Annotated in this window: 11 protein-coding genes, 1 tRNA gene, 1 other RNA gene and 1 pseudogene; 11 read left to right on the top strand and 3 right to left on the bottom strand. The window is 67.7% G+C overall.

Translation table 11 applies throughout. From position 1 onward, the window contains the following. The first annotated feature begins 44 nt into the window (after window positions 1-44). The 3 genes from ACIQK7_RS08210 (at window position 45) to ACIQK7_RS08220 (ending at window position 2,801) form a co-directional block, all read left to right on the top strand. A complete protein-coding gene (locus ACIQK7_RS08210) occupies window positions 45-794 on the top strand; it encodes a helix-turn-helix domain-containing protein (RefSeq protein WP_403023152.1) in 750 nt (249 codons plus the stop codon). Further along, window positions 787-2,007 carry a tyrosine-type recombinase/integrase gene (locus ACIQK7_RS08215; RefSeq protein ID WP_403023155.1) on the top strand — a complete coding sequence of 407 codons (1,221 nt, stop codon included), beginning with the start codon at window positions 787-789 and terminating at the stop codon, window positions 2,005-2,007. Before ACIQK7_RS08210 ends, ACIQK7_RS08215 begins: the two co-directional genes overlap by 8 nt. A gap of 344 nt (window positions 2,008-2,351) precedes the next feature. Further along, window positions 2,352-2,801 (top strand): hypothetical protein, encoded by a 450-nt coding sequence (locus ACIQK7_RS08220; protein ID WP_403023158.1) that lies wholly within the window; start codon window positions 2,352-2,354, stop codon window positions 2,799-2,801. Window positions 2,802-2,893: 92 nt separating this feature from the next. On the opposite strand, the gene ACIQK7_RS08225 is transcribed toward ACIQK7_RS08220, so the two are convergent. Continuing rightward, window positions 2,894-2,981 (bottom strand) — tRNA-Ser (locus ACIQK7_RS08225). Between the two features lie 135 nt (window positions 2,982-3,116). Between ACIQK7_RS08225 and ACIQK7_RS08230 the strand changes: the two genes are divergently transcribed. The 4 genes from ACIQK7_RS08230 (at window position 3,117) to ACIQK7_RS08245 (ending at window position 8,193) form a co-directional block, all read left to right on the top strand. After that, a complete protein-coding gene (locus ACIQK7_RS08230) occupies window positions 3,117-4,574 on the top strand; it encodes a benzaldehyde dehydrogenase (protein WP_403023161.1) in 1,458 nt (485 codons plus the stop codon). A gap of 199 nt (window positions 4,575-4,773) precedes the next feature. After that, window positions 4,774-4,870: signal recognition particle sRNA small type (gene ffs / locus ACIQK7_RS08235), an RNA gene on the top strand. Between the two features lie 93 nt (window positions 4,871-4,963). After that, window positions 4,964-7,069: a phosphate acetyltransferase gene (pta, locus tag ACIQK7_RS08240; RefSeq protein WP_403023163.1), complete on the top strand. Its 2,106-nt coding sequence runs from the start codon at window positions 4,964-4,966 to the stop codon at window positions 7,067-7,069. After that, on the top strand, window positions 7,066-8,193 hold the full coding sequence (locus tag ACIQK7_RS08245; protein WP_403023166.1) for an acetate/propionate family kinase: 1,128 nt from the start codon (window positions 7,066-7,068) through the stop codon (window positions 8,191-8,193). The genes pta and ACIQK7_RS08245 overlap by 4 nt, the downstream gene beginning before the upstream one ends. A 60-nt stretch (window positions 8,194-8,253) precedes the next feature. On the opposite strand, the gene ACIQK7_RS08250 is transcribed toward ACIQK7_RS08245, so the two are convergent. Both ACIQK7_RS08250 and ACIQK7_RS08255 read right to left on the bottom strand, forming a co-directional pair. Then, a complete protein-coding gene (locus ACIQK7_RS08250; RefSeq protein ID WP_403024049.1) occupies window positions 8,254-8,883 on the bottom strand; it encodes a hypothetical protein in 630 nt (209 codons plus the stop codon). 198 nt (window positions 8,884-9,081) lie between these two features. Next, window positions 9,082-9,204: pseudogene (locus ACIQK7_RS08255) on the bottom strand (type IV toxin-antitoxin system AbiEi family antitoxin domain-containing protein); the annotation flags it as partial. 322 nt (window positions 9,205-9,526) lie between these two features. On the opposite strand from ACIQK7_RS08255, the gene ACIQK7_RS08260 reads away from it, so the two are divergent. The 4 genes from ACIQK7_RS08260 (at window position 9,527) to ACIQK7_RS08275 (ending at window position 14,935) form a co-directional block, all read left to right on the top strand. Further along, window positions 9,527-11,926, top strand: coding sequence for a DNA polymerase III subunit gamma and tau (locus ACIQK7_RS08260; RefSeq protein ID WP_403023169.1), 2,400 nt, complete (start codon window positions 9,527-9,529; stop codon window positions 11,924-11,926). 1 nt (window position 11,927) lies between these two features. Then, the gene (gene recR / locus ACIQK7_RS08265; RefSeq protein ID WP_403023172.1) at window positions 11,928-12,527 is read left to right on the top strand and encodes a recombination mediator RecR; all 600 of its coding nucleotides are present in this window, start codon (window positions 11,928-11,930) and stop codon (window positions 12,525-12,527) included. A gap of 84 nt (window positions 12,528-12,611) precedes the next feature. After that, a complete protein-coding gene (locus ACIQK7_RS08270) occupies window positions 12,612-13,877 on the top strand; it encodes an aspartate kinase (RefSeq protein ID WP_403023175.1) in 1,266 nt (421 codons plus the stop codon). Continuing rightward, entirely contained in the window at window positions 13,874-14,935 is a 1,062-nt protein-coding gene (locus ACIQK7_RS08275; RefSeq protein ID WP_403023177.1) for an aspartate-semialdehyde dehydrogenase, read from the top strand. Before ACIQK7_RS08270 ends, ACIQK7_RS08275 begins: the two co-directional genes overlap by 4 nt. Window positions 14,936-14,943 lie beyond the last annotated feature (8 nt).

The following is a 14,943-nucleotide window of genomic DNA, read 5'->3' on the forward strand; positions in this document are numbered from 1 at the left end:
GGGGCAGGATGTCAATTTGCCCGGCTTTGCCCTAATCTGTGACGGTGAGCACGCATCCGGAAAGCGAGAGCTGGGCCAAGCGACAGACGGTCGAGATTGGTGCGCGCGTGCGCGCTGCTCGGCGAGATCAGGGGCTCAGCGCTCAGGACGTTGCCGACCGCACGCTGACCCTCGGTCATTACGTAAGGCGCTCGGTAATCGCCGACCTTGAGAACGGGCGACGGCCAGTCCTGCCAGTCGCTGACCTCTTCGCGATCGCCCTGGCGCTCAACGTGCCGCCCCTTCTGCTCCTCTTTTCTGTCGACAGCCATGGCGAGTACGAGGTGTGGGATCGGCAAGCGCTCCCGGTGTGGGAGGTCATCGAATGGTTCACCGGGGCCAGGCCAATTGAGTCGGCTGGCCTGCCATGGTCGGCTGATCCCGAATCCGACCGCGAGGACTGGTTGGCAGTCACGGATGTCCTCGCGCAGAGCCGCGAGTACAAGCGACTCGTCGGGAACGCTGTTGCGGCGAACCGCGATCTCGCCCACACACTTCACCGGGCAGAGCGACTTGACGGCGCCGAGCGACTCTGGCTCAACGGGAAGCTCGAAGAGCAACTAGGCATCGCAGATGATGCGATGCGGGACCTCGTGCGCTTCAAGGAGAAGGCGCTCAACGCCGGCCTAGTCCTGCCTGAGGTCGACGAGCCCTCGGCCGATTCCAGCGTGTGGAGTCGTGCTCGTGTCCACCTTGCAAGTGATCGAGATGCTGGCGCCGTCTCGCTCGGTGACGAAGCGCGGAAACATGGCTAACCGCGGGCGACGGCGCGGCGTCGGCTCGATCACGAGCTACACGACGAAGGCCGGCACCCGCTGGCGCTGGCAACTCCGAGTGCCACTCGACCCCGAGCACCCCGACGCAGGCACACGGCAGGCAGGTAAGGGCGGTTACTCCACCGCACAGGAAGCCGACGCCGCACTACAGGAAGCACGGCGCAAAGCACGCGCCCTGGGCACCCTCGCCAAAGGCGGGCCTCCCACTGTCGCGACCTTCGCTGCCGAGTGGCTCGACGGTCTCACCCTCGCGCCCTCGACCATCTACGGCTACCGCAAGATCATCCGCCACCACGTCAACCCGCAACTAGGTCGACTGCGCCTCGACCAGCTCACCGCCACGCGGCTCGCCCGCCACTATCGCGAACTCCTCGAACACGGACGCGCCGACGATAAAGACAAGGGTGGGCCGCTCTCGGCCAACTCCGTCAACAAGGTTCACGTCGTCATCGGTGCCATGCTCGACGCCGCGATCGACGACGGCCACATCGCCGCGAACCCGGCCCGCAAGTCGCGCACTGTGAAAGCGCCCACCGGCAAAGCAATCCGTGCCCAGCGCCCCGAGCTGGAAACGTGGACGGCCACAGAGCTACGCACATTCCTCGACTGGAACAGGGACGAGCTGCACGATGAGGCCTTCCCCATCTGGCAAGTGCTCGCCCACACCGGCATGCGGCGCGGCGAAGTCCTCGGACTCCGATGGGGCGACATCGACCTAACAAACCAGCGCATCAGCATCCGGCGCGCCGTCGACACCGTGCAGCGCAACACCGTCAAGAGCACCAAGACCGGCAGCGCCCGCGTCGTCGACATCGACGACGACACCACCGCAGTCCTCCGCTCGTGGAAGGCAGCACGAGGCGCGCTATCGCTCGACCTCGCCCGACCCTCCTCGCCCGTATTCGGGCACCTCGACGGACGCCTCCGCGACCCCAACGCGGTAACCGCGCTCTGGACCAGGCGCGTCCAATGGGCGCGCGAGCAACTCGGCGACCACGCACTCAAGCCACTCACCATCAAGGGACTCCGACACACTCACGCGACCCTGCTGCTCGAGCTTGGCGTGCACCCCAAGGTCGTCCAGGAGCGCCTCGGCCACAGCAACATCAGCACGACGATGAACATCTACTCGCACGTGACTCCCACCATGCAGCGCGACGCCGTCGCCCGCCTGGCGCAAATGCTGTCCTAACACAATCGTTGGTACATACCTGCGCCGTCCCTGCTCCGTCGCTCGCAGCAAGGACTAAGCGAGTGCCCGAGCTGCGAGGGCGGCGACCGTCAGGGAGCCGCCCGGATTGCTAAGAAGTCTGGCCGGGTGCTAGAGTCCAGCGAAAGGCGGCCAAGGGCCGCAGCTTTGTGCTGCCCAGAAGAAGAAAAAGAAGAAGAGCAGCAAACTCGAAAAGCCTAGCTCGACCTAACCTCGCCCGCTCGAGTTTTGTACCAAGATTTGTATTAGAGAGAGAATTTCGTGCTGCCCCCAGGCGGAGGTACGGACGCTGTCTCAAAAAGCGGGGCACCGATACAGTTCCGACTGTGGATAGCGGATGGGCAGTGCTGCTCGGATCACTCATTGGATTCGTAACGTCGATGATTGGTGCGGTGATCGTGCCGTTCGTGCTGGAGGGAAAGCGCGTGCGCGAACAGGAGCGGCATGCACGGGCCGAGTCCCTGCGGCGCCTTGTGCCCTCCATCATCGAGTTCGGGTTGAAGTCGAGTCGTCTTTCAGATGATGTGATGCTCGCTTCAAGCATGAGGTGCGTGGGCGAGCTCGAGACATGGCTCAAGCCAAATGAATGGCAGATCGGCCGGATGGCGGTGCATACGGTCATCGTGGCGGACCGGGATGAAGACCATGCGGAGGTTGTGGCGGCATTCGCGCAGCTCGCGCCTGCGTGGTTGCGGGGTGACCTATCGGCTGCCGAAGCTGCTGATCGGTTTACTCGATTGACCGGCATAGCGGTCGAGCGGTGGGCGCTCAACTGAGCCCACATGGTCATGTTGCATAAGTCGTTGCATGAAGGTGCCGGGTAGAGCGTCGAAGGCCCGCGCATCCCAATGATGGCGGGCCTCGACCGTGGCGGAGAATGGGGGATTCGAACCCCCGAGGGCGTTAACCCAACACGCTTTCCAAGCGTGCGCCATAGGCCACTAGGCGAATTCTCCTGACGGCTGAGTGCGGTCTCCCGCATCGGCCTCACAAGATCTTACGCGATTTCGTGAGGCGTGCTTGCCAGCGCACGTCCCGCTCAGGATGTCGGGGGAGAATCGTTGTTGATCTCGATCAACGAAGGAGCACTCATGACTTTGCTGGATGACGCCAACTGGGCGGGGCGGATTTATGTCGACGGTTGGACGAGCGGCGGCGCTGGTTCGATCCCGGTGGTGGAGCCGGCGACGGGCCGTGAGCTCAGTTCTGTTGGCGCTGCATCCGTCGATGACGTGCTGAAGGCATCCACCTCGGCGGCCCGTGCGCAGCGCGATTGGGCGCAGCGTCGACCTGAGGAGCGCGCGGCCGTGCTTCGTCGGGCTGGCCAGCTTTTCGAGGAGTACGGGGAGGAGATCCAGGGCTGGAACATCCGCGAGACGGGGGCGATCCCGCCGAAGGCTCAGCTCGAGACTCACACTGCCGCGAACGAGTGCTACGAGGCATCCGCCCTTCCCGGCCACCCGCACGGTGAGGTGCTCACGAGCAATGAGGACCGCTGGTCGTTCGCCCGCCGCCGCCCCGCCGGTGTCGTCAGCGTGATCGCGCCCTTCAACTTTCCGCTGATCCTGTCGATCCGTTCGGTCGCGCCGGCGATCGCGCTCGGCAACAGCGTGCTCCTCAAGCCGGACCCCCGCACCGCGGTCTCGGGCGGTGTCGTGCTCATGCGCATCTTCGAGGAGGCGGGGCTGCCCTCCGGAGTGCTTCAGCTGCTCCCGGGCGGGGCGGATGTCGGTGCCGCGGTCTGCGAGGCGCCTGAGGTTCGGGTCATCGCCTTCACGGGCTCCACGCCTGCAGGCCGCAAGGTCGGCGAGTCGGCGGCTCGCAACCTCAAGCGCGCACACCTGGAGCTGGGCGGCAACAACGCCCTCATCGTGCTGCCCGGCGCCGACCTCGAAAAGGCCGTCTCGGCGGGCGCCTTCGGTTCCTTCATGCACCAGGGCCAGATCTGCATGACGACGGGGCGTCACCTCGTGCACGAGAGCATGTACGACGAGTACGTGCGCCTGCTTTCTGAGAAGGCGGAGGGCCTGCCCGTCGGCGACCCCGCCTCGGGCCAGGTCGCGCTCGGACCGATCATTGACGAGAAGCAGTGGGACCGCATCGACGGCCTCGTCAAGCAGTCTGTCGAGGCGGGTGCAACGGTGTCGGCTGGTGGTGGTGGCGAGGCCTTGTTCTACCGCCCGACCGTGCTCTCGGGCATCGACCGCACCAACCCGGGCTGGACGGAGGAGATCTTCGGGCCTGTCGCCCCCGTCATGAAGTTCAGCACGATCGACGAGGCCGTCGAGCTGGCCAACGCGAGCGAGTACGGCCTCTCGGTCGGCATCCTGGGCGACGTGGGGGAGGCGATGAAGGTCGCCGACCGCATCAATTCGGGCAAGATCCACATCAACGAGCAGACCGTCTCTGACGAGGCCAACTCGCCCTTCGGTGGCGTGGGCGCATCCGGCACCGGCTCGCGTGTTGGCGGCGCGACCGCCAACATCGAGGCCTACACCGAGACCCAGTGGCTCACGATGCGGCCGGAGATCGCGATCTACCCGTTCTGAGGCTGACCGCAGCTCCCGGCGTCGGTGGCGCTACAGTTCTTGGCCTTGCGCGGCTGAAAAAGCAGGCGCGCAAGGCCAGAACGTGTAGCGCCATCGTGCGTTGCAGGGGGTTGCTTGCGAGCCGGCGCACTGCCCGGTTCCGGATGCCGCGGCTCGGCGCCCACGAAGGACCCGCGGCCGAGCATCCGCTAGACTTGTTCACGGCTCCTCGCGTGGCGCCATCCAGGCCAACTCCCCCAGGGCAGAAATGCAGCAAGGGTAACCGGGCTCTGGCGGGTGCGCGAGGGGTCCTTTCTTTTTTGCGGGGTGATCTCCCGAGTCGCACCAGCAGGGTGGATGCGGCGGATGCCCGGGGGCAGATGTTTCGAACGCGAGCGTAGGGTGTCATCGTGGCTCGAAACATCTACATCACGTCCGTCGAAGGACACGCAGGCAAGTCGACCATCGCCCTCGGACTGCTCGACACCCTCACCCACGAGGCCTCGCGGGTGGGCGTGTTCCGACCGGTCGCGCGCTCCATCAGTGAGCGGGACTACGTGCTCGAGCTGCTGCTCAGCCACGACGGCGTCGACCTCGACTATGAGCAGTGCCTCGGCGTCACCTACGACGATGTGCACGCCGATCCGGATGCCGCCCTCTCACGCATCGTCGAGCGCTTCAAAGCGGTCGAGGCCCAGTGTGACGTCGTCGTCGTGCTCGGCTCCGACTACACCGATGTGGGGAGCCCCACCGAGCTTTCCTACAACGCTCGGATCGCCGCCAACCTGGGCGCGCCGGTGCTGCTCGTGCTCGGCGGCCAATCGGCCGAGACTGGGCCCCGGAGCGGGGATGAGCTGGCCCAGGTGTTCGGCCTCGCCACACAGGAGCTCGACTCCGCCCACGCCCACCTGCTCGGGGTCATCGCCAACAGGGCCGAGCCGCAGCTGACGGAGGAGATCCGATCGGCGCTCGCCGAGGAATCCGGTGACGTGCCCGTCTGGGTGATTCCCGACGACCCGTTCCTCATCGCGCCCACGATGGCGCACCTCCTCGAGGCCGTCGACGGCACCCTCATCAAGGGCGATGCCGCGCTCCTCCAGCGGGAAGCCCTCGGCGTCGTCATGACGGGTATGTCGATGGAGAACTGCCTCACCCGCCTCATCGAGGGTGCCGTCGTCGTCGTTGCCGGAGACCGCTCCGACGTGCTGCTCGGCATGCTGATGGCGCACACCTCCGACACCTTCCCGTCCCTCTCGGGCATCATCCTCAACGGCGGCTTCGACCTGCTGCCGCAGATCGAGCGACTCATCGACGGGCTCGCGCCGACGCTGCCGATCATCCGCACCGAGCTCGGCACCTACGACACCGCACAGCGTGTCACCCGCACGCGAGGGCGGATGGCGGCGGATTCCCCGCGCAAGCGGGAGACCGCGATCGCCCTCTTCGAGGAGCACGTCGACGCGGCCGACCTGCTGGGGCGCCTGCAGGTCTCCCGATCCGAGACGATCACCCCCCTCATGTTCGAGTACGACCTCCTCGCCCGCGCGCGGCAGGCCGGCCGCCACATCGTGCTCCCGGAGGGGAGCGACGACCGCATCCTGCAGGCGGCGAGCACCCTCCTGCGGCGCAACGTGGCAAAGCTCACGATCCTCGGCGACGAGTCGGAGGTGCGCTCCCGGGCGGCCGGGCTCGGCCTCGACATCGCGGATGCGAGCATCCTGAGCCCCTTCGATGAGGAGCTGCGCCAACGCTTCGCTGAGGAGTACGCCCGACTCCGCGCCCACAAGGGCATGACGGTGGATGTCGCGCGCGAGACGGTGACGGATGTCTCCTACTTCGGCACCATGATGGTGCACCTGGGCCTCGCCGACGGCATGGTCTCCGGCGCCGCGCACACGACCGCGCACACCATCCGACCGGGCTTCGAGATCATCAAGACCCGGCCAGACACCTCCGTAGTCTCCAGCATCTTCCTCATGTGCCTCGAAGACCGGGTGCTGGCGTACGGCGACTGCGCCGTCATCCCCGACCCGGATGCGGGCCAGCTCGCCGACATCGCCATCTCCTCTGCCGAGACGGCACAGCAGTTCGGCATCGACCCCCGCGTCGCGATGCTGTCGTACTCGACGGGGGAGTCTGGCAGCGGCGCCGACGTCGACAAGGTGCGCGAGGCGACCGCCCTCGTGCGCGAGAGGCGCCCCGAGCTGCCTGTTGCCGGCCCGATCCAGTACGACGCCGCGGTGGATGCCGCGGTCGGCAGGTCCAAGATGCCCGATTCGGATGTCGCGGGGCGAGCAACGGTCTTCGTGTTCCCCGACCTCAACACCGGCAACAACACCTACAAGGCGGTGCAGCGCAGCGCGGGAGCTGTCGCGATCGGCCCCGTCCTCCAGGGACTCAACAAACCCATCAACGACCTCTCCAGGGGAGCCCTCGTGCAGGACATCGTCAACACCGTCGCGATCACGGCCATCCAGGCTGCCTCGCCTGTCGACGTTCAGGAGCGCCGCGCGTGAGCCTCGTCTTCGTCGTCAACTCCGGCTCCTCCTCCATCAAATACCAGCTCGTCGACGTCGACACAGGCGAGTCCCTCGTCGGCGGACTCATCGAACGCATCGGTGAAGCAGGCTCCCCGATCCCAGACCACGAGTTCGGCATGAGCATCGTGCTGGCGAAGCTCGGCGACCGCGGCGATGACATCGTCGCTGTCGGGCATCGGGTCGTCCACGGGGGGCCGAACTTCAGCTCAGCGACCCTCATCGACGACGCCGTCGAGGAGGAGATCGACCAGCTCTCGGTGCTCGCACCGCTGCACAACCCGGGCAGCGTGCGCGGAATCCGGGCCGCTCGCGCCGCCCTGCCGAACATTCCCCATGTCGCGATCTTCGACACGGCCTTCCACGCGACGCTCCCGCCGGAGGCATTTACCTACGCGATCGACACCAGCATCGCCAGTGAGTACAAGATCCGTCGCTACGGGTTCCACGGCACCTCCCACCAGTACGTCTCGCGCCGTGCCGCCGAGTTTCTGGGCCGCCCACTCGAGTCGCTACGCACGATCGTGCTGCACCTCGGCAACGGCGCATCCGTCACGGCGGTCGACGGGGGCCGATCGGTCGATACGTCGATGGGTCTCACCCCGCTGGAGGGTCTCGTCATGGGAACCCGCTCCGGCGACATCGACGCGGGCGTCGTCTTCCACCTCGCAAGGGAGGCAGGCCTCTCGATCGATGAGATCGACGTGCTGCTCAACCGTCGCAGCGGGCTGCTCGGCCTCACCGGCACGGGAGACATGCGCGACGTGCAGGAGGCCGCCTCGGGCGGTGACGGGGTCGCGTCGGCGGCCCTCGCGATCTGGCGCCACCGCATCCGTCACTACATCGGGGCCTACGTCGCCGGGCTCGGTGGCCTCGACGCCCTCGTCTTCACGGCGGGCATCGGCGAGAACAACGCGTTGCTGCGGCGGCGAGCGCTCGCGGGGCTTGAGTTCCTCGGCATCCACGTCGACGACGACCGCAACGAACTCCAGTCGCGCGCGGAGCGCTACATCTCGCCGGAAGGCGCCCCCGTCGCGGTGCTCGTGATCCCCACCAACGAGGAACTCGAGATCGCACGGCAGGCGGCGGCCCTCGTGGCGTGACCCCACCGGCGCGCGTGGCGTGACACACCGCAGCATCGCCGCGCCGGCTGCATCTTCCCTTCATCCTTCTGGCTGCGCTCCAACGCAACTCCGGAGAACTGGCGACACGCCGCCTGTCACGACCGCTTCCGCCGGAGTGTCGCCGTTCTTCCGAAGTTGCGTTGCCCCGTTTCGCCACGATCGCAGCCTTCGCAGTGTCTTCGCATCCGACACCGCGCGCTCAATCGCGATAAGCGTCTGCGGCCAGGTCTCGAAGATGTGCGCTGGCCGCAGGCGCAACACATGTCTCCCCAGCGATTCAGAATGGATGTCTCGGTCCCGGTCTAACGCGAACCTATCCTCGCCATGCCACTTGCGACCGTCGATCTCCAGCCCGATGCAGCCTTCGACCACGAGATCCTGATGGCCGAGACCCGGTACGTATCCCTGTGGTTCGACTTGGAATCCGACGTGTTGCAGTCGCAAGCGGACGATCGTCTCGTTGCCTGAGCCGCTCTCGAAGTGGAGCGTGGTCGTCTCCCGCTGCACTCTCCGCGGTGCGCTGCGGAACACCCGCCAGACCTCGTCTGGCTGGAGCAGTTCTTCATGGCCCGCAGATTCGAGCGCGGCGACCGCATTCTCGGAGTCAAGGCAGTGCATTGCTTGCCGGAGCGCTTCGGCCGGCCCGGCGACAAACCGTGTCTCCATCACGAGGCGTGGCTCGACCCAGTGAAGGCGAGCTCCTCGGGCTGGCGTGACTGCACTACCGGGCATGACCTGCACGTGCGTGTCACGGTCGTGTCCCGCCCACACCTCGGCCCGGCGCAACACCGTCACGCAGGTGATGGCGCCGCCCAGCTCGGCGGCGCGGAGGATGTTGAGGTCTACGTGAGTGCAGGCATAGGTTCCGCGCCGCGGTCGAGTCACTCGCCCGTCCGCGACTCCCCGGTGGAGTTGCCACGGCGTGACGCCGTGTGCGCGTAGTTCGCGAGTTGTGGCCACGTGTCCCAGCGTGCAAAGAAGAGTCGGCATGTGCCGATCGTGGGAAGACTGCGGCCCCGTCGTGTCGGGATGCAAACGGTAGCGGGGAAGACCCCGCAGGGGCGCGTCTGTGGAGGAACCGACTTGCTTTGGACGAGTTTGACTGCACCAACGCAACTTCGGATTTCTGGCGACTCGCCGAATCTGCCGGCGCGTTTTCTCGGCGTGGCGCCATATCTCCGTAGATCGGTTGGCGTCCGGGGACCAGGAAGGACGCGACCAGCGGCCCGCCGCGGTCCCGCCCGTGGCCGTCGCGGGACTGGCTCACGCCGCCCGGCGCCCGCTGTCAGTGGCCCCGACTACGATTGAGCCCGTGGTTACCGCCCTCTATCGCCGCTACCGGCCCGAGACCTTTGCCGAGCTCATCGGGCAGTCGCAGGTGACCGATCCGCTCACCACCGCGTTGCGCACCGATCGGGTCAACCACGCCTACCTCTTCAGTGGTCCGAGGGGCTGCGGCAAGACGACATCCGCCCGCATCTTGGCGCGCTGCCTCAATTGTGCCGAGGGTCCCACCGACACCCCATGTGGTGTGTGCCCCAGCTGCGTCGAGTTGAGCCGCGACGGTGGCGGCTCCCTCGATGTCGTCGAGATCGACGCCGCCAGCCACAACGGTGTCGACGACGCGCGCGACCTCCGCGAGCGGGCCGTCTTCGCGCCCGCGCGTGACCGGTTCAAGATCTTCATCCTCGACGAGGCCCACATGGTCACGCCGCAGGGCTTCAACGCGCTCCTCAAGATCGTCGAAGAACCGCCGGAGCACATCAAGTTCATCTTCGCCACGACCGAGCCAGACAAGGTCATCGGCACGATTCGCTCGCGCACGCATCACTATCCGTTCCGCCTGGTGCCGCCCGCCCAGATGCTCGACTACGTCGGTCACCTCTGCGAGAGCGAGGGCGTCGCCGTCGAGGCGGGCGTGCTTCCGCTCGTCGTGCGGGCCGGTGGCGGGTCTGTGCGTGACACGCTCTCCCTGCTCGACCAGCTCATCGCGGGCTCGGAGGGCGACACGGTCGTCTACGAGCGGGCCGTCGCCCTCCTCGGCTACACGCACGGCGCGCTGCTGGGCGAGGTCATCGACGCCCTGGGCGCGAAGGATGCCTCGGCCGCGTTCGAGACGGTCGATCGCGTCATCCAGACGGGGCAAGACCCGCGCCGCTTCGTCGAAGACCTGCTCGAGAAACTTCGCGATCTGATCGTCGTGAGCGCGTTCCCGCTCGGCAACCACCAGGGCGCCGCGGCCGTGCTGCGGGGCGTGCAGCCCGACGAGCTCGACCACATGGCGCAGCAGGCGGCCCGCTTCGGCCAGGCCGAACTGAGCCGCACGGCAGACATCGTCGCCTCCGCGCTCACCGAGATGACGGGCGCCACGTCACCGCGACTCCACCTCGAACTCATGGTCGCGCGCGTGCTCGTGCCCGCATCCGACGACACCGAGCGCGGAGCGCTCGCCCGCGTCGAGCGTCTCGAGCGCCGGGTCGGGGTGGCGGCGGCGGATGTTGCGCCCGCCGCACAGTCGCAGGCGAGCGTCTCCGCGGAGGTGCACTCCCGCGTCGCGCCCGCTCCCGCATCGATCCCGGCAACGTCCCCTGCCGCATCCGCGTCGCCGGTCGAGCCCGCGCCGACTCCGGCCGCCGCTGCGCAGCCCGCCGCGGAGGAACGCACCGCACCTGCAGGCGCGCCGAGAGGCCCCGCGAGTGCGGTCGCACCAGGCGGTACCGGCGCGCCCGGGGCGGATCGTGGCACGGAAGCCGCCGCCGCGCCGACAGAGAGTGCCACGCCGTCCGAGCAGGTCCCCCCGCCCCAGCAGCCGGTCGGCCCCGTCACAGTGCAGCAGGTGCGGGATGCCTGGCCGCAGATCCTCGACGCGGTGCAGCAGGCGAAGCGCACCGCCTGGATGGTGCTGTTCACGGCGCAGGTGCGTGAGCTGCGCGACGGTGACGTGCTCGTGCTCGAGTTCCCGAGCCAGAAAGATGTCGAGTCACTCAAGGCACCGTCCGCGCCGGGCGAGGGCGTGGGCGACTACCTCAAGCGCGGCGTCGCATCCGTGCTCGGCATCACTCCGAAGCTCATCGCCCGCGTCGCCGCGACGGGGGCAGCCGTAGCGCCCGCCGCCGCCGCGCCGACCTCCGCCGCGCCGACACAGGCACGCCCGCCGCAGTCCCCGTCGAACGCGCCGTCCCGCCCGGCCCCCTCGGCCAACTCCAGCGCGCCGGCCCGGCGAAACGACGGCGGCCCTTCGGCCTCGCAGCCCAGCGCGACCGTCTCCGACTGGGCAACCGTCGCGATCCCCGGTGCTGAGACCAGTGCGCCCGCGGAGTCGTCCGCAACAAGCGCAGCACCCGCATCGCCCGGCGGCGCGCGAGCCAACGTGGCGCCCGACAGCCGTGCGGCGGCCGCTGCCAGCCGCGACGACGAGCCGCCGTTCGACGACGAGCCGCCATTCGACCCCGACTACGACAGGGTGCCGCCGCCCGGCGAGCCCGGTGCGCCGTCGGGGGCTCGTCGTCCGTCGCAGGGTGCATCCGGCGCCCAGCAGAGACCGGCCAAGGCACCGAACAGCGGGCGCCCGCAGGCGAGCGCACCAGCGCGGCAGGGCGCTCCTCACAACGGCCCACAGAAGTACGGCGAGGCCGTCGTGCGGCAGGTCCTCGGTGCAACCTTCATCGAGGAGCAGCCGCACACTCCGCGCGTGACCCCAGGGATGAACTGACATGTATGAGGGAGTCGTCCAAGAGCTGATCGACGAGTTCGGTCGCCTGCCGGGAATCGGGCCGAAGTCCGCCCAGCGCATCGCGTTCCACATCCTCCAGACGGAGTCCTACGATGCCGGTCGCCTGGCCGAGCTCCTGACGATCGTGCGCGAGAAGGTGCGCTTCTGCGACATCTGCGGCAACGTGACGGAGCACGAGACGTGCAGCATCTGCCGCGACCCGCGCCGCTCACAGGCCACCATCTGTGTCGTCGAGGAGGCGAAGGATGTCGTCGCGATCGAACGTACGCGCGAGTTCCGCGGCCTCTACCACGTGCTCGGCGGTGCGATCAGCCCGATCGATGGCGTCGGCCCAGACGACCTGCGCATCCGCCAGCTCATGCGGCGGCTCGCCGACGGCACCGTCACCGAGGTCATCATCGCGACCGACCCGAACCTTGAGGGTGAGGCGACGGCGACCTACCTCTCGCGGCTCCTCAACCAGCCGGGACTCTCCGTCTCACGTCTCGCCTCGGGCCTTCCCGTCGGGGGAGACCTCGAGTACGCCGACGAGGTGACGCTCGGTCGTGCCTTCGAGGGGCGCCGCCTGGTCGAGAACTAGGCGCCCGAGCAGCCACTACACTTGGGTGCTTGGTGCTTCACCCCGATTGCGCCCAACCCCCTCACGACCCCGGGAGATTTTCGCGTGGCCTTGATTGTGCAGAAGTACGGCGGCTCATCCGTTGCGGATGCCGAGGGCATCAAGCGCGTCGCGTCCCGCATCGTCGCAACCCGCCGCGCGGGCAACGACGTCGTCGTGGTCGTCTCGGCGATGGGTGACACGACCGATGAGCTCCTCGACCTCTCGGCGGCAGTGTCTGAGGCCCCGGCCGGCCGCGAGCTCGACATGCTCCTGACGGCGGGGGAGCGCATCTCGATGGCGCTCCTTGCGATGGCCATTCGCGACCTCGGTGAGGAGGCGCGCTCCTACACGGGTAGCCAGGCCGGCATGATCACCGACGAGAAGCACGGCGCGGCTCGCATCGTCGAGGTCTCCCCTCGCCGCGTTCAGGATGCACTTGACCACGGCTACATCGCGATCGTTGCCGGCTTCCAAGGCTTCAACCGCGACTCGGGCGACATCACGACCCTCGGTCGCGGCGGTTCCGACACGACGGCGGTCGCCCTCGCGGCGGCCCTCGACGCTGAGGTCTGCGAAATCTACACCGACGTCGATGGCGTCTTCACGACCGACCCCCGCATGGTCCCTGCCGCGCAGAAGATCGACCGCATCACCACGGAGGAGATGCTCGAGCTCGCGGCCGCGGGGGCGAAAGTTCTTTATATCCGCGCAGTGGAATATGCGCGCAGGCACGGCGTCACACTGCACGTCCGTTCCTCGTTTAGTGACAAGCCCGGCACCATCGTGGTGAATTCAACAGAGGGAGAGACCGTGGAAGAACCGATCATCACGGGCGTCGCTGCCGACCTCAGCGAAGACAAGATCACGGTCGCGGGAGTTCCGGATGTCCCGGGCACCGCCGCGCGCATCTTCACGATCGCGGCCAGCGCCGGCGCCAACATCGACCTGATCGTGCAGAACTCCTCCACGGTCGACACTGGCCTTGCCGACATCTCCTTCACGCTCCCGAAGTCGCAGGTCGCCGCGACCCTTGCGGCACTCGAGGCGGGGCGCAGTGAGGTCGGTTTCGCGGGCCTGCAGCACGACGACGGCATCGGCAAGATCGCGGTGGTCGGCACCGGCATGCGCACCAACACGGGCGTCTCGGCCAAGCTCTTTGCCGCGCTCTCCGAGGCCGGGATCAACATCGAGATGATCTCGACGAGCGAGATCCGCATCAGCGTTGTCACCCGCGCGGAGATCGTGCCCGACGCCGTCCGCATCATCCACACCGCCTTCGAGCTTGATGCCGACGGCGAAGCAATCGTCTACGGAGGCACCGGCCGATGAGCACTGCAGCAGGAATCAACATCGGCGTCGTCGGCGCCACCGGCCAGGTCGGCACGGTCGTGCGCCGCCTCCTGGAGGAGCGCGACTTCCCCGTCGCGAGCATCCGTTTCTTCGCCTCTGCGCGTTCGGCGGGCACAACGCTTCCCTTCAAGGGCGAAGACATCGTGGTGGAAGACGCAGCGACGGCCGACCCTTCCGGCCTCGATGTCGCAATCTTCTCGGCGGGCGCGACGCTCTCCAAGGCGCAGGCTCCTCGCTTCGCCGCCGCGGGCGTGACGGTTGTCGACAACTCCTCCGGCTGGCGCCTCGACCCCGAGGTGCCGCTCGTGGTGAGTGAGGTCAACCCGCAGGCGATCGACCAGGCGGCCAAGGGCATCATCGCGAACCCCAACTGCACGACCATGGCGGCCATGCCCGTGCTCAAGGTCCTGCACGAGGAGGCGGGGCTCGAGCGTCTCATCGTCAGCACCTACCAGGCGGTCTCGGGTGCGGGGCTCAAGGGCGGCACCGAGCTGCTCGAGCAGACCCGCGCGGCGGTCGAGCAAGACACCATGGGGCTCATCAACGATGGTTCCGCCGTCACGATGCCCGCGCCGAGCGCCTTCCCGAAGAACATCGCCTTCGACGTCATTCCCCTCGCGGGCAGCATCGTCGACGACGGGCTTGAGGAGACCGACGAGGAGAAGAAGCTCCGCAACGAGAGCCGCAAGATCCTCGAGCTGCCCGAGCTCCTCGTGAGCGGCACGTGCGTACGCGTGCCCGTCTTCACGGGCCACTCGCTGTCGATCAACGCCGAGTTCGCTCGCGCCATCAGCCCTGAGCGGGCGCGTGAACTGCTGGCGGATGCCCCTGGGGTCGAGCTTTCCGACGTGCCGACGCCGCTCGAGGCTGCCGGCAAGGACCCGAGCTTCGTGGGACGCATCCGACAGGACGAGGGCGTGCCCGGTGGCCGCGGCCTCGCGCTGTTCATCAGCAACGACAACCTCCGCAAGGGTGCAGCGCTCAACGCGGTGCAGATCGCGGAGCTCGTTGCCGCACGGAGGCTCGCGGCAGCGTGAGCAAGGGC

Source organism: Salinibacterium sp. GXW1014 (assembly GCF_044769865.1).
In the GTDB taxonomy this organism is placed as follows: Bacteria; Actinomycetota; Actinomycetes; order Actinomycetales; family Microbacteriaceae; genus Homoserinimonas.

Excerpts from the sequence above, each read along its gene's own strand:
- ACIQK7_RS08215 (WP_403023155.1), top strand. The coding sequence starts at position 787 with ATGGCTAACCGCGGGCGACGGCGCGGCGTCGGCTCGATCACGAGCTAC.
- ACIQK7_RS08230 (WP_403023161.1), top strand. The coding sequence starts at position 3,117 with ATGACTTTGCTGGATGACGCCAACTGGGCGGGGCGGATTTATGTCGAC.
- recR (WP_403023172.1), top strand. The coding sequence starts at position 11,928 with ATGTATGAGGGAGTCGTCCAAGAGCTGATCGACGAGTTCGGTCGCCTG.
- ACIQK7_RS08275 (WP_403023177.1), top strand. The coding sequence starts at position 13,874 with ATGAGCACTGCAGCAGGAATCAACATCGGCGTCGTCGGCGCCACCGGC.